Source organism: Neobacillus sp. (assembly GCF_031988165.1).
GTDB classification, from domain to species: Bacteria; Bacillota; Bacilli; order Bacillales; family Cytobacillaceae; genus Neobacillus; species Neobacillus rhizosphaerae.
The window spans coordinates 1-14,544 of the sequence record NZ_DALZYO010000066.1 but is presented as its reverse complement, the minus strand read 5'-3'; the positions used below and the strand labels follow the sequence as shown (position 1 = coordinate 14,544).

The 14,544-nt window shown below is 40.1% G+C and carries 17 protein-coding genes; 13 read left to right on the top strand and 4 right to left on the bottom strand.

From position 1 onward, the window contains the following. Positions 1–410 precede the first annotated feature (410 nt). Positions 411–890 carry a GNAT family N-acetyltransferase gene (locus tag RTR43_RS24500; protein WP_312476407.1) on the bottom strand — a complete coding sequence of 160 codons (480 nt, stop codon included), beginning with the start codon at positions 888–890 and terminating at the stop codon, positions 411–413. Positions 891–1,109: 219 nt separating this feature from the next. Here RTR43_RS24500 and aceB point away from each other — a divergent pair, with 219 nt between their 5' ends. The 6 genes from aceB to fosM all read left to right on the top strand — a co-directional run bounded on the left by aceB (position 1,110) and on the right by fosM (position 6,854). Continuing rightward, positions 1,110–2,702: a malate synthase A gene (gene aceB / locus RTR43_RS24495; protein WP_312476403.1), complete on the top strand. Its 1,593-nt coding sequence runs from the start codon at positions 1,110–1,112 to the stop codon at positions 2,700–2,702. Between the two features lie 69 nt (positions 2,703–2,771). Beyond that, complete coding sequence (gene aceA / locus RTR43_RS24490) at positions 2,772–4,058, top strand: isocitrate lyase (protein WP_312476400.1); 1,287 nt, start codon at positions 2,772–2,774, stop codon at positions 4,056–4,058. A gap of 415 nt (positions 4,059–4,473) precedes the next feature. Next, complete coding sequence (locus tag RTR43_RS24485; RefSeq protein WP_312476397.1) at positions 4,474–4,905, top strand: YueI family protein; 432 nt, start codon at positions 4,474–4,476, stop codon at positions 4,903–4,905. Between the two features lie 141 nt (positions 4,906–5,046). Next, positions 5,047–5,862, top strand: a complete 816-nt coding sequence (locus RTR43_RS24480; protein ID WP_312476393.1) for a VanW family protein — start codon at positions 5,047–5,049, stop codon at positions 5,860–5,862. Positions 5,863–5,890: 28 nt separating this feature from the next. Further along, positions 5,891–6,256, top strand: a complete 366-nt coding sequence (locus tag RTR43_RS24475; protein ID WP_312476391.1) for a hypothetical protein — start codon at positions 5,891–5,893, stop codon at positions 6,254–6,256. Between the two features lie 175 nt (positions 6,257–6,431). Further along, positions 6,432–6,854 carry a FosM family fosfomycin resistance protein gene (gene fosM, locus RTR43_RS24470; protein WP_312476415.1) on the top strand — a complete coding sequence of 141 codons (423 nt, stop codon included), beginning with the start codon at positions 6,432–6,434 and terminating at the stop codon, positions 6,852–6,854. Positions 6,855–7,002: 148 nt separating this feature from the next. On the opposite strand, the gene RTR43_RS24465 is transcribed toward fosM, so the two are convergent. Beyond that, positions 7,003–7,455 (bottom strand): OsmC family protein, encoded by a 453-nt coding sequence (locus RTR43_RS24465; RefSeq protein WP_312476388.1) that lies wholly within the window; start codon positions 7,453–7,455, stop codon positions 7,003–7,005. Positions 7,456–7,544: 89 nt separating this feature from the next. On the opposite strand from RTR43_RS24465, the gene RTR43_RS24460 reads away from it, so the two are divergent. Genes RTR43_RS24460 through RTR43_RS24450 form a run of 3 tightly spaced genes read left to right on the top strand, consistent with a single transcriptional unit; the run spans position 7,545 to position 8,688 of the window. Further along, complete coding sequence (locus RTR43_RS24460; RefSeq protein WP_312476386.1) at positions 7,545–8,054, top strand: VanZ family protein; 510 nt, start codon at positions 7,545–7,547, stop codon at positions 8,052–8,054. Then, positions 8,051–8,380, top strand: a complete 330-nt coding sequence (locus tag RTR43_RS24455; protein ID WP_312476412.1) for a low molecular weight protein tyrosine phosphatase family protein — start codon at positions 8,051–8,053, stop codon at positions 8,378–8,380. Before RTR43_RS24460 ends, RTR43_RS24455 begins: the two co-directional genes overlap by 4 nt. Positions 8,381–8,430: 50 nt before the next feature. Then, the gene (locus RTR43_RS24450; protein ID WP_312476383.1) at positions 8,431–8,688 is read left to right on the top strand and encodes a hypothetical protein; all 258 of its coding nucleotides are present in this window, start codon (positions 8,431–8,433) and stop codon (positions 8,686–8,688) included. Positions 8,689–8,748: 60 nt separating this feature from the next. Here RTR43_RS24450 and RTR43_RS24445 read toward each other — a convergent pair whose 3' ends face one another. Beyond that, the gene (locus RTR43_RS24445) at positions 8,749–9,402 is read right to left on the bottom strand and encodes a lysozyme family protein (protein ID WP_312476380.1); all 654 of its coding nucleotides are present in this window, start codon (positions 9,400–9,402) and stop codon (positions 8,749–8,751) included. Positions 9,403–9,643: 241 nt separating this feature from the next. On the opposite strand from RTR43_RS24445, the gene gatC reads away from it, so the two are divergent. From gatC to RTR43_RS24425, 4 genes are all read left to right on the top strand, one after another. After that, positions 9,644–9,943 (top strand): Asp-tRNA(Asn)/Glu-tRNA(Gln) amidotransferase subunit GatC, encoded by a 300-nt coding sequence (gatC, locus tag RTR43_RS24440; protein WP_312476378.1) that lies wholly within the window; start codon positions 9,644–9,646, stop codon positions 9,941–9,943. A 4-nt stretch (positions 9,944–9,947) separates the two neighbouring features. Next, positions 9,948–11,405, top strand: a complete 1,458-nt coding sequence (gene gatA, locus RTR43_RS24435) for an Asp-tRNA(Asn)/Glu-tRNA(Gln) amidotransferase subunit GatA (protein WP_312476375.1) — start codon at positions 9,948–9,950, stop codon at positions 11,403–11,405. A gap of 12 nt (positions 11,406–11,417) precedes the next feature. Further along, the gene (gene gatB, locus RTR43_RS24430; RefSeq protein ID WP_312476373.1) at positions 11,418–12,845 is read left to right on the top strand and encodes an Asp-tRNA(Asn)/Glu-tRNA(Gln) amidotransferase subunit GatB; all 1,428 of its coding nucleotides are present in this window, start codon (positions 11,418–11,420) and stop codon (positions 12,843–12,845) included. 546 nt (positions 12,846–13,391) lie between these two features. Next, entirely contained in the window at positions 13,392–13,940 is a 549-nt protein-coding gene (locus RTR43_RS24425) for a GNAT family N-acetyltransferase (protein ID WP_312476409.1), read from the top strand. Between the two features lie 24 nt (positions 13,941–13,964). Here RTR43_RS24425 and RTR43_RS24420 read toward each other — a convergent pair whose 3' ends face one another. Next, the gene (locus RTR43_RS24420) at positions 13,965–14,396 is read right to left on the bottom strand and encodes a VOC family protein (protein ID WP_312476371.1); all 432 of its coding nucleotides are present in this window, start codon (positions 14,394–14,396) and stop codon (positions 13,965–13,967) included. Positions 14,397–14,544 lie beyond the last annotated feature (148 nt).

Below are 14,544 nucleotides of genomic sequence, written 5' to 3'. Positions count from 1 at the left end.
AAAAGTGGTAACCAATGAAGACTATTGGTGACCGAAATCGAGGAAAAAACGAAAAGTGGTAATAATGAAGGCTATTGGTGCTCTACGTAGGCATTCGCTTGAAAAAAGAGAGCAAAAGCCGAAGTAGAAGGGTTCTACGGAGGTATTCGCCGAAAAAAGTGAGTAAAAGCCGAAGTAGAAGTGCTCTACGTAGGTATTGGCCCGAAAAAAGAGAGCAAAAGCCAAAGTAGAAGTGCTCTACGTAGGCGTTCGCCCGAAAAAAGAGAGCAAAAGCCGAAGTAGGAGTGCTCTACATAGGCGTTCATTCCCCCTCAAGAAGAGAGCAAAAGCCAAAGTAGAAGTGCTCTACGTAGGCGTTCGCCCGAAAAAGAGAGCAAAAGCCGAAGTAGAACCGCTCTACGTCCGCTTAATTATTTAGGAAGTTTCCTAATCATAGTTTTAAATACAATATCCTTTTGACAAAACTCCATCTCCTTCACAAAACCAAGTTTTTCGTAAAGATGGATAGCCCGGGTATTAAACGCTGCCACGGTAAGGCGGATAGGGCAGGGACCGTGCACTTCTCTAATATGATTAAGGATGTATGAAAAAAATAAAAGCCCTAACCCTTTACCTGTAAACATTGGATTCATTCCAATGCCGACATCTAGGTAATCTTGGGGATAAGCGTTAAAATAGGTCCCATTCGGTACTTTTGCTGATTCTCCGATACAGAAAAATCCAATTAACTCTTCTTGCTGATCTAAAATTGCAAAATATGAGTTATTTAGCAATTCACTTCGTGCGTCCACGCTGAACTCATTGTTATAAAAGTCATAAGGTGCATCATAGCTCCAATTTAATATTTCCTCTGCGAAAATATCATCCATTTCCTTCACAACTAACTGCATAACGTACCTCCTAGACCCTATAGGTCAGAATGCTCATTCCATAAAAACGATATATATCACGCTCTTTGAACTATCTTTATAAAGTTAACTATATATCAATAGGGGAATTTTACCTATTTTTATAAAATTTTCAGAAAAGTAGTTCCGCTTTTGGAAAATGTGTTATATAATACGAAACTATAAAGGTTGTTGTATTATAACAAAGAGGTGATGTAATTCATGTCGACTCAGACGACAGGTATTGAAGTGGTTGGGGCTCTGAAAGCCCAGTATGAAGAAATTTTGACACCCGAAGCATTGAATTTCATTGAAGAATTAGAGCAAAACTTTGGCGCAAGAAGAGTGGAACTGTTACAGTCCAGGCAAAAACGCCAAGAGGAAATCAATCACGGGAAAATGCCAGATTTCCTTCCTGAGACAAAGCAGATCCGTAATGGCGACTGGACGATTGCGCCACTGCCGCAAGATCTTCAAGACCGCCGGGTCGAAATTACCGGACCTACAGATCGCAAAATGGTCATCAATGCTCTGAATTCAGGTGCAAAGGTATTTATGGCCGATTTCGAGGATGCCACTTCACCGACATGGGAAAATATCATCGAGGGACAAATCAACTTACGAGATGCAGTAAATCGGACGATTAGTTTTGAAAATCCGAATGGAAAAAAATATGTGTTAAATGAGGAAACAGCAGTACTGTTCGTACGGGCCCGCGGTCTTCACTTAGAAGAAAAACATGTGTTATTGAACGGTAAACCAATCTCAGGAGGTTTTTTCGACTTTGGAATGTACTTTTTCCATAATGTAAAAAATTTATTAGCAAGAGGATCGGGTCCTTATTTTTACCTGCCAAAGCTTGAAAGCCACCTGGAAGCACGACTTTGGAATGATGTATTTGTCTATGCACAGGAGAGACTTGGAATTGCTCAAGGTACCATTAAAGCAACCGTCTTAATCGAAACGATCATGGCTGCGTTTGAGATGAATGAAATTTTATATGAGCTAAAGGAACACTCCGCCGGTTTGAACTGTGGCAGATGGGATTATATTTTCAGTTATTTGAAAAAACTGCGTAACAACGATGATGTCATTCTTCCGGATCGTTCCCAAGTAACGATGACCGCACCGTTTATGCGTTCGTACTCTTTACTAACGATTCAAACCTGTCATCGCCGCAAGGCCCCAGCGATGGGGGGAATGGCTGCTCAAATTCCAATTCGTAATAATCCGCAGGCAAATGAAGAAGCATTCGGAAAAGTTCGCGTTGATAAAGAGCGGGAAGCCCATGATGGTCATGATGGTACATGGGTAGCACACCCTGGGCTTGTGCCAGTAGCGTTAGAAGTATTCAACCGAGAAATGCCGGTTGCGAACCAAATTCATACTGCCAAGCAGCAAAAAATCACCGTTACCGCTCAGGATTTACTTGAAGTACCCGGTGGAACAATTACCGAAGCGGGTGTCCGCACGAATATCAATGTTGGCATTCAATATGTGGCTTCCTGGTTATCGGGAAGAGGAGCTGCGCCAATCTACAATTTAATGGAGGATGCGGCAACTGCTGAAATTTCACGGTCCCAGCTTTGGCAGTGGATTCGCCACCCGAAAGGCAACCTAAACGATGGCAGGAAGGTAACGGCTGAGATGTATGAGCAATTGAAACTTGAGGAATTGGAAAAAATCAAACAGGAAATCGGCGAACAAGCCTATGATGGGGGACGGTTTGACGAAGCAGTGAGATTATTTGACGGTTTAATATTAAACAATGAATTTGCTGACTTTATCACCTTACCTGGGTATGAGCTTTTATAGAAATTGCCTATGTTTTTTATAAGCTTTAATAAAAATACATTTTACTAGATTGTTAGGAGGAATTTGAAAATGACTGATTCGAGAGTAACTATGTTGCAGGAAAGCTGGGAATTAGATAAGCGTTGGCAAGGGATTACTAGACCGTATACGCCAGAGGATGTCATTAAGCTCCGCGGTTCCGTCGATATTGAACATACATTAGCACGGGTAGGCTCTGAAAAGCTTTGGAAGCTATTAAATGAAGAGAACTATGTAAATGCCCTTGGTGCGTTAACAGGAAATCAGGCGGTGCAGCAGGTTAAAGCAGGACTGAAAGCCATCTACTTAAGCGGCTGGCAGGTGGCGGCAGATGCAAACCTTTCGGGGCATATGTATCCGGACCAAAGCTTGTACCCAGCGAACAGTGTTCCAAGTGTGGTCAAAAGAATTAATCAAGCATTGCAGCGTGCGGACCAAATCACTCATTCAGAGGGAGACAATTCCGTTGATTGGTTTGCTCCAATTATCGCTGATGCCGAAGCTGGCTTTGGTGGCCAGTTAAACTGCTTTGAATTAATGAAAGGGATGATTGAAGCGGGTGCGTCAGGCGTGCACTTCGAAGATCAGCTTTCTTCTGAGAAAAAATGTGGACACTTAGGCGGAAAAGTATTGTTACCAACACAAACGGCGGTTCGTAACTTGATTGCCGCACGTTTAGCAGCGGACGTCATGGGCGTTCCAACGGTATTAGTTGCCCGGACGGATGCCAATGCTGCCGATTTAATTACGAGTGATATCGATATGAATGATGCGCCGTTCATTACTGGTGAGCGGACTGGGGAAGGTTTCTTCCGAGTTAACGCTGGAATTGAACAAGCGATTGCCCGTGGTTTAGCGTATGCACCTTATGCGGACCTTATTTGGTGTGAAACCTCCGAGCCAAACATTGAGGAGGCAAAACAATTTGCCGAAGCGATCCATGAACAGTTCCCAGGTAAATTGCTAGCATATAACTGCTCACCATCCTTCAATTGGAAAAAGAAGCTCACTGAAGAAACGATTGCTACATTCCAAGAGGAGCTTGGAAAAATGGGCTACAAGTTCCAGTTCGTAACCCTTGCCGGCTTCCATGCTTTGAACCACAGTATGTTCGAGCTTGCTCGCGGCTACAAAGAGCGCGGGATGGCAGCCTACTCCGAATTGCAGCAAGCTGAATTCAACAGTGAGCAATACGGCTATACAGCTACACGCCACCAGCGTGAGGTTGGTACAGGTTACTTTGACCAAGTATCAATGGTCATCACAGGTGGAACATCTTCAACCACAGCACTGAAAGGTTCAACAGAGGTAGCGCAATTCTCAGCTTCAAAAAAATAATCATTGATTGTGAGCGTCCTTCTCTCCTTTTTGGAGGGAGGGATTTTTTAGTTAGGATGTGGTTACTATGGAAGAGGAGGTGTAACTGTCGGATAGGAGGAGTTTACTGTCGGAAGAGAAGGTGTAACTGTCGGATAGGAGGAGTTTACTGTCGGGAGAGAAGGTGTAACTGTCGGATAGGAGGAGTTTACTGTCGGAATAGGAGGAGTAACTGTCGGATAGGAGGAGTTTACTGTCGGAAGAGAAGGTGTAACTGTCGGATAGAGGGAGTTTACTGTCGGATAGGTCGAGTTTACGCTCGGACAAGAAAAGTTTACTAGTCTATTAAACAAATTTTTCTTGTACATTTGGAAAGGAACCCTTTTTGAGGTATTATCATACATAGTAATAGCCTTTTTAAATGGAGTTGATTTTTTTGAAAAAACCTACCGTTGACGAGGTTTTACAGCAAGGTATATATGGAGCTTTAGAAACCAAACCAGATGAGCGGCGCAAATACTTAGGCACAATTCGAGAACGAATCATAATTGCTTTAAAGAAGGTCCAAGTAGCTGAGGAAGAAGTTTATCCTCAAGTTGATCAGAATTTGAAGGAAAACCCCCAGTCCCATCTTTTATTAAATGGAAACATGAACTATGAGGAATTATCGAAGTATGTAAAACTTGCCACCAAATATAAAATTGAACACACTATCGTGACCAATAAGGAACATGATACTGAGATTGGGTTAGTTTTAGCAATGGACCATGCCATTGACAAGGCAGAAATTTATATTACCAAGAAGGAAGTTGTCCCACAGGAAATCAAAAAGAATAAGGGGTTTTTGGCAAAAATATTTAAAAAGTAACGATAAAAGTGTGTGATTTCAAAACAGAATCACACACTTTTTATTTGTATATTACAAAATATTAACAAAAAATGTTAAATTCGTCATAAAATAAATATAGGAGACGCTATAAACATACTATTGGGAGTAGGGAATAGAAAAATGCCAATACAGAAACCGATAAAGAGAAATCAACTAAGGATCTATATGGGTAAGAAGTATTATCGACTAAAGCGATATTGGGCATGGTACACGGACGAAAAAAAATATGCGAAGCAAATAGATGGTTCCAAATTAAAATATGTAATTTTCACCCACAAAACCCCATTGCTACGTCAATTGAAGGATGTTGATATGTGGCTGCAACATAATAAGGTAACCAACTTAAATATAGCATCTAAATGTTTAAACGGAATTGTCATAAAACCCGGTGAGACCTTTTCCTATTGGAAATTATTAGGCAATACGAATAAACGTAAAGGTTATGTTGATGGAATGATCCTCCACTACGGGAAAGTAACGACTGGAACAGGCGGGGGCTTGTGTCAATTATCGAATCTAATTTATTGGATGACCCTTCATACCCCATTGTCGGTTACGGAAAGGTATCGTCATAGCTACGATGTTTTTCCCGATTCAAAACGGAACCAGCCGTTCGGAAGCGGGGCAACCTGTGCCTATAACTACTTGGATTTACAAATAAAAAATGAAACGAATCAAACGTATCAACTAGTTGTTTACTTGACAGACACCCATTTAGTTGGGGAATGGAGAGCTGAGGCTCCTCTAACAAGAACATATGAGGTCTATGAAAAAGACCACTGGATTACCCAAGAGTACTGGGGCGGTTACGTAAGACATAACAAGATTCATAGAAAGGCATACAACCTAAATCAAGAACTGATTGAGGATGAATACATTACAGAAAATAACGCGATTATGATGTACGAACCATTTTTGACAGACGGCAATTCTTGAAAAAACAATTAAATGGAGGATGAATTTGTTGAATCAAAAATCACTTTGGATACCATCTTTAATTATCTCGCTAGGAATTATTATTGGCAGCTTCGTTATCGCATCAAAGCCTTTATCCGTTTCAACCGATACAAAAAGTAAAAACACAGAACAAAGCAGCATCATGCTTGATTTAGGTGGTGCCTCTAAATTTCTCGGATTAAAAACTGAAGAAATCGAAATGATTATCTCTACGGAAAAAAGAAGTTTAGAAACATCTGGAAGCTTTGAAGGTACGATGCTGCCTTATATTTCGGTTAATGAAAATTTATATTTTGAAAAAACAAAACTTATACTCTGGGCTCAAGAAAATGCTACTGTGCATAAGGAATATAATAGCAGATTCAATCAATGACATACATTTCACTGACGAAGGGAATGGGTTTATCTAAACGAAGGTCATTTGCTTAAAGCACTACTCTTAATGAAAAATGGGAGCAATTATATGTCTTTATTTGTCTATGTTATTTTTAGGTTAGTGGTTAATTTTGTTAGCTATTTTATTTTTATTTATAGAAAAAGGTGCTTATATGACGATAAATGGAATAAACCATATGCTATTTTCTGTTTCTAATTTAGATAGATCGATAGAATTCTATCGGGAAGTTTTTGAGGCAAAGCTGTTAGTGAAGGGGAGAAGTACCGCCTATTTTGATTTAAATGGAATGTGGCTCGCCCTTAATGTAGAAAAAGACATCCCGCGTAATGAAAAAAACCAGTCTTATACCCATATCGCTTTTTCAATCGAAGAAGCTGATTTTTCAAAAATGTATGAGAAACTTAAGCGGTTGGGCGTCAATTTTCTGCCTGGTAGGTTAAGAGATGAAAAGGATAAAAAGTCGATTTATTTCACCGACCCAGACGGTCATAAATTTGAATTCCATACAGGTACGCTGCAAGACCGATTGGACTATTATAAAAAAGAAAAAAACCATATGGATTTTTACACTTAAAAAAGGGATTGGAAAACTTAAGCAAGTTTTCATAAGGAAAGAACTCGTCGAGCAAGGGCCGAACCTGTCAAATGAGGTGTTCATGAGGACAGAATTCGTCGAGCAAAGCCACAAATTATCCAAATGAGGCGCTAAACTCCGCTTACCTTCAGTTAGCGGCCACTTCTACTTTTGCCTGTAGCTCAATTTCCACATTCCCTTGAATAGCGCGGCTGATCATGCAGGAGGTTTCAGCTTTTTTAGCAAGCCTTCTAGCCAATTCAAGGTCTCTTTCAGTGGCATCCGTTTTCAAGACAACATAAGGACGGTGGATGATTTTTTTATAGGTGATTACTCCTTTGGTAACATCGACAATGCCTTCTGATTCCATCGCTAAGCTTTTTTTCTGCAACCCACTGCGTTCCATCATCGCCGCAAGCGTAATGATATAGCAGGTTGCCGCTGCCCCAAGCAACATTTCATCTGGATTGGTACCTATCCCTGGTCCCTCCATTTCAGGTGGAATGGAAACTTTTGTTTTTAAGTTGCCAGCCTCAATTTCCCCAACGTCATTTCGTAACCCGGGCCAGTTGGCTTTTAATAGAAATCGATGTTCAGCCATTTTTAATTCCCCCCTCATTTATTATAGTCCCATATATTTTGGAAAATATGGTATGGTAATAGTAAATCGATTAATGGAGCAGTAACGGAATGAAAATTTTGATAAAAATAACCGTAACACTAATTCTTTGTCTTTACCTTGCCATCCTTTCAAAACTTATACTTTTCAAATATTTTCCCTTATCAGAGATTATAAATCATTTTAATTTTACATATAGTGAATATCATTGGCGCTCGACTAACATTATCCCATTTAAAACAATCTATTTTTACTTGTTTTTGGCGGATATCAATTTGAATATTCGGATTGAGAACTTAGTAGGGAATATTATCGGATTTATGCCTTTCGGTTTTATTTTACCATTGCTAACAAAAAGGTTTCAAAATCTCAGGACTATTCTATTGGCAACCTTTTGCCTTAGTCTAACCTTTGAATTGCTTCAGCTCATATTTGAATTTGGAAGCTTTGATGTGGATGATTTAATTTTAAATACCCTCGGTGGAATATTGGGATATCTACCTATTAAACTTGTTCTGTTTATCATTCATTCGAAAAAGAAGCACGTAAACAAAAAACATTTTCAGGAGGAAAACATATAAAAATTTTGTTTGTTTGTAGTAAAAATAAATGGCGGAGCCCGACCGCAGAAAAGATTTTCCACAATTTTAATGGCTATGATGTCATGTCTGCAGGAACTGAAGATAGGGCGCGGATTAAGGTGACGAATGGGCATATTGGCTGGGCAGAGCTTATTTTTGTCATGGAAAAAAAGCATGCCAAACGCTTACAAGATAGATTTGGATCCATGCTTAATGGTAAAAAGATTTGCAATCTTGATATTTCTGATGATTATGCTTACATGGACGAGGATTTAATCGAAATATTGAAAGCTAGAGTTGCAGACTATATTGAGGTTCCGGAATAAGGATAAAAGAAAGTGTTCAATTAAGCTGAATAGGATTGAGGTGCAGTTGGATGGCAAAAGGATTCTTTCAATTATTTGCGAAAAATATGAAGAAGTCATTTGGACCGGGTCAATATCAGGCAAATGGAATACAAGTTACCTGTATTCATTGTCAATACGACCGGTTTGAGCAGGGGCAGGCCCAGTTAAATACAGCATTAGCCACTTTTTTTAACTTTGACTTTGCCAATCGCTCGGCAATGATATTGACATGTCATCGTTGTGGATATATACATTGGTTTGGTAAAAAGGTCAGGAGAATAGATTAGCAGGTAAATGATAGGGGTTCAACAAATGTTAATAATAGAAAGAAAACAACCGGTGAATGTTTAAAAGGACTCACCGGTTGTTTTTTCGTTTTTAGTCACTGGAACACTATCAACTAACAATTGCATATTTTTTGTTACCTTTGTGCTATAGGTAAAATCACCATAGCAGTAGGGATAACGAAAATTATTTTTATTGCCGCCACAAGTATAAAGGTTCGGCTTTTCTTTTACCCGAAGAAGAGAGAATTCTTTCGCTAATTCCTCACTATGTTTACCGCCGTGCTGGGCGATATAGTCAACATAGCCCTTTCCCATGTTATAAGCCTGGATAATGGTGGGAAAATCGACCTTTTTCTGATTCCCATAAGTAAGTACCCTCTGAAAATGTTTTACCCCTACTTGAATGCTTTGTTTGGGGTCTGTAATAGTGTTTGGTGCCAAACCTGCAGATTCCGAAGCTTGCATCGGATCTCCGCCTTTGCCATGGCTTTCCTGCTGCATCAAGGCTACGAGGACCGAGGTGTAACTTTCAAGTTGATATTTTTCTAATTCACTGTGGATTAAAGAGCTATATTTTTTTACGTCTGCAAATGGATCGGTTTTTGTGTTATGAGGGGGGCTTTGTTGAAAATATGTTTGAAACAGGGCCAAAGCGCAAAAAAGCAAAAATAGCACGAAAAAGGTTTTGAATTTCTTCCGTCTTCGTTTTTTCATTCACTTACACTCCCATATTTATCTCTTCTTTGACCATTATAATCGAAGTTATCATGAATGTCTGTGATGAGCTTATCGGAATAAATATTTCCATTATTAAGAGAAAAATAGATTTATTTTTCAAAAAAAACGATCAAGAGACCACTCTCTTGTCAATACTGATGAAGGAATCATTGCGGTAACGCGGAAAAGTTTGGTATCATCAATATTAAAATAACATTGGGATTGGAGGTCAACATAGATGTCACGAATTTCAAATGAGCAGGTGAAACATGTTGCAAACTTGGCTCGCTTGGTAATCACTGAAGAAGAGGCGGAAACGTTCACCAAACAGCTTGACGCTATTATTACCTTTGCAGAACAGTTAAATGAACTGGATACAGAAAATGTGGAGCCGACAAACCATGTGCTTGATATGAAAAATGTATTGCGTGAAGATATTCCACAACAAGGGTTACCGCGTGAAGAGGTACTGAAAAATGCACCAGATCATCAGGATGGGCAGATTAAAGTCCCATCGATCATGGGGAAGGAGGATTGAAAAGGTGAGTCTATTTGATTATAAAGTTTCAGATCTTCATGAGCTTTTACATAAAAAAGAACTAACAGTTACTGACCTTGTTGATGAATCGTTTACGAGAATTGGTCAGGTTGAGGATAAGGTCCAAGCCTTTTTAACCTTTGATGAAGAACGAGCACGACAATCAGCGAAATCACTTGATGAGAAGCTCAACACTGACGCCGCAAAAGGCTTGCTTTTTGGCATGCCGATTGGGGTTAAGGACAATATCGTCACAAAAGGCTTACGAACAACCTGTGCAAGTAAGATTCTCGAAAACTTTGATCCAATTTATGACGCAACCGTTGTTCAAAAACTACAACAAGCGGAAACTGTGACGATAGGTAAGCTAAACATGGACGAGTTTGCCATGGGTTCCTCTAACGAAAATTCGGCTTATAAAAAGACCAAGAATCCCTGGAATCTTGAAAGGGTGCCAGGTGGATCCTCAGGTGGTTCAGCGGCATCAGTTGCTGCAGGAGAAGTATTATTCTCACTTGGTTCTGATACAGGCGGTTCCATTCGCCAGCCTGCTGCTTTTTGTGGTGTCGTCGGATTAAAGCCAACCTATGGACGCGTTTCCCGCTTCGGTCTTGTCGCCTTTGCTTCCTCACTTGATCAGATTGGGCCAATTACTAGAACGGTTGAGGACAACGCCTACTTACTTCAAGCCATATCTGGGCTTGACCCAATGGACTCAACATCAGCAAATGTAGACATTCCAAACTTTGCTAGCGCCTTAACAGGTGATGTGAAAGGTCTTAAAATAGCGGTACCAAAAGAGTATCTAGGTGAGGGTGTCAACGAAACGGTTCGCCAATCTGTGCTAGCAGCCTTAAAGGTTCTTGAGGATCTTGGAGCTGTTTGGGAAGAGGTATCACTGCCGCATTCTAAGTATGCTCTTGCCGCTTATTATTTGCTTTCTTCATCAGAAGCATCAGCAAACCTCGCCCGTTTTGATGGGGTCCGTTACGGTTATCGCACCCCAGAAGCCGAAAGTTTAATCGATTTATACAAAAAAACAAGAGCAGAAGGCTTCGGCGATGAAGTGAAACGTCGGATTATGCTTGGAACGTTTGCGCTAAGTTCCGGCTACTATGATGCCTATTATAAAAAGGCACAGCAGGTTCGGACATTGATTAAGAAGGACTTTGAAGATGTGTTTGCCAAATATGATGTGATTGTCGGGCCAACAACGCCAACATCGGCTTTTAAAATTGGCGAAAATATCGAGGATCCGTTAACCATGTACGCGAATGATATTTTAACGATTCCTTTGAATCTAGCAGGATTGCCGGGAATCTCTGTTCCATGTGGCTTTGACGCTGGTCTGCCATTGGGCTTACAAATCATCGGCAAGTATTTTGATGAAGCCACTATTTACCGGGTTGCCCATGCTTTTGAGCAGGCAACAGACTTTCATAAACAGAAGCCAGAATTGTAGGGGGTGAAAACGATGGAATTTGAAACAGTGATCGGACTTGAAGTCCATGTTGAGTTAAAAACAGAATCAAAAATCTTCTCAGCTAGCCCAAACCATTTTGGCGCTGAACCAAATACGAATACAAGTGTGATCGACCTTGGCTATCCGGGTGTATTACCTGTTCTTAATAAAAAAGCAGTTGAGTTCGGGATGAAAGCGGCGATGGCGATAAATTGTGAAGTTGCGACGCACACGAAATTTGACCGTAAGAACTATTTTTACCCAGATAATCCGAAGGCCTATCAGATCTCGCAATTTGACAAACCGATTGGCGAGCATGGCTGGATAGAGATTGAGGTTAATGGTTATACAAAACGAATTGGAATTACAAGAATTCATCTGGAAGAGGATGCTGGAAAACTGAACCATGGCAAAGGTTATTCTTTAGTAGATTATAACCGCCAAGGTACTCCACTAGTGGAAATCGTGTCTGAACCGGATATTCGTACACCTGATGAGGCCTATGCCTATCTTGAAAAATTAAAGTCCATCATTCAATACACAGGCGTTTCTGATTGTAAGATGGAAGAAGGCTCGCTTCGTTGTGATGCCAATATTTCGATTCGTCCAGTCGGACAAGAAGAATTCGGAACGAAGACGGAATTGAAAAACTTGAACTCGTTCAATTTTGTTCGCAAAGGCCTTGAGTACGAAGAAAAGCGTCAACGTGAAGTGGTATCTGCAGGTGGAAAAATTGATCAGGAAACACGCCGTTTTGATGAAGCAACGGGTGCTACACTACTTATGCGTGTCAAAGAAGGTTCGGATGATTATCGTTACTTCCCTGAGCCAGACTTACTTGATTTATTCATTGATGAGGACTGGAAAGAGCGGATTCGTGCCGAAATCCCAGAGTTACCGGACCAGCGCCAAAAGCGTTATGTAGAAGAACTTGGATTACCCGTTTATGATGCAAAGGTGTTGACCATTACAAAGGAAATGGCTGATTTCTTTGAGTCGACCGTAACTAGTGGTGCAGATGCAAAGTTGGCTTCTAACTGGATCATGGGTGATGTTTCTGCTTATTTGAATGCTGAGCAAAAAGAACTTGATCAAGTGGCATTAACACCTGAGGGACTTGCAGGCATGATTAAGTTGATTGAAAACGGAACGATTTCCTCGAAGATCGCTAAGTCGGTTTTTAAAGAGTTAATTGAACATGGTGGCAACGCGGAACAAATCGTAAAGGATAAAGGTCTTGTGCAAATTTCTGATGAAGGAACGCTCCTCAAGATAATTGCTGAGGTTCTTGATGCCAATCCGCAATCAATTGAAGACTTTAAAAATGGTAAAAATAAAGCAGTTGGCTTCCTTGTTGGTCAATTGATGAAGGCGACAAAGGGTCAGGCCAATCCACAAATGGTCAATCAATTGTTGCAACAGGAATTACAAAAGCGGTAACCGACAGCTGGCAGAATTTTCTCTGCCGGCTATTTTTGTCCAGAAAAAGTCGAATCAATCTTCGACAATCTTTTCACCATTTCCCGGGAAAAAGTCCTTTTGTTTCAAGAGTTTATCCTAAATCTAATCAAACGTTTGGTTAATCAGGAAACATAGGAAAACTTGTCGAAGTGTGTATTTATTGCAGAGAATAGACAATCCTCACCATATTTTTCATTCCTATGAAAAAAGATAGCTTCAGTTGTCGACATAATTTTTTGCGGAATTTGAAGGGAAAGCCTTTATTTATAAACATTAATGCCATTTTAATCAAACGTTTGATTAGTTTTTTCGATACTAATTAATCGTTTGATTAAAGATGTAACAGGCTTTGATAGAATGGGCTTTTCATATCAAATCTATTAAAAAACTTGTTGAAAAATAGTTTCTAGGAAATCACGGATAGGTCGAATAATTGTTGATCTTTACTTTTTTGATAATTTTCCTTATTTTTTGAAAATATATGATAACATACAGAATAAGACAATTGCGAAGAGGGTGAGTATGATGTTTATCCATAGGATTGATGACGAGGTTTCTTTAAAGTTAATCGAGTTAAAGGATGCTGAAAGAATATTTGAGCTAACGGATCAAAATAGAGGACACTTGCGAGAATGGCTCCCTTGGCTGGATACGACAACAAAGGTTGACGATACAAAAGGTTTTATTCAAATGTGTTTACAAGGTCATACCGAGAATAAGAGTATGAATTGGGTCATTCTTTACAAAGGGGAAATTGTCGGAACGGCTGGCTTCAATGTTACCAACTGGTCGAACAAATCGGCGACTATTGGTTATTGGCTTGCTGCTGGATACCAAGGAAATGGAATAATGACGAAAACAGCCCGTGCTTTGACGGACTACGCTATTAGCGAGTTAAAATTAAACCGGGTAGAAATAAGAGCGGCCGCAGAGAATAGAAAAAGTAGAAGTATTCCCGAAAGATTGGGCTTTGTAAAGGAAGGCTGCATTAGACAAGCCGAATGGTTATATGATCATTATGTGGACCATATCGTTTATGGAATGTTGGCTGAAGATTGGAACAGAAAACGCTAGGATCGATCATCCTAGCGTTGTTTTTTAAAAAGATATCATTGCCCCGCGTTCATCAAAAATAGACGTTGGATTCCACGCCACTTCCCAAAGGTTGTTTTCAGGGTCGGCAAAATAGGCAGTGCGTCCGCCCCAAAAGGCATCGCTAGGTTCTCTCAATATTTTCCCACCAGCTTCTCGAATTTCTTCAATAGTCATGTCAACCTCTTCTGGTTGATCCACGTTAATGGCAAAGGTCACTGGGCGATAGGTATCAGGGGATGTTGTTAGTTCAATACCGGCATCCTTAGCTAACTCTTCAATCGGAAATAATGAAAGCAAGACACCTGCGGTTTTAAAGACAGCGTATTGATCAGAGCTCATTTCAGTCTCTTCCCAACCTAAAGATTGATAAAATTTCCGAAGAATCGGTAAATCGAATGCACCTAATGTAAGCAAAGTTACTTTTTGTGGAATCATGATATTCCTCCATTCAAGGTTATTGGTTCTATTTTCTCCAAATCATTAAGATTTTCCTTCTTATCAAAAAAGTTGCGTAAAACCCCTTTCTTCAGAAATGGGGATATAAGCCATGTTTTTTTACTTCCAATTACCAATAGAAACTAGT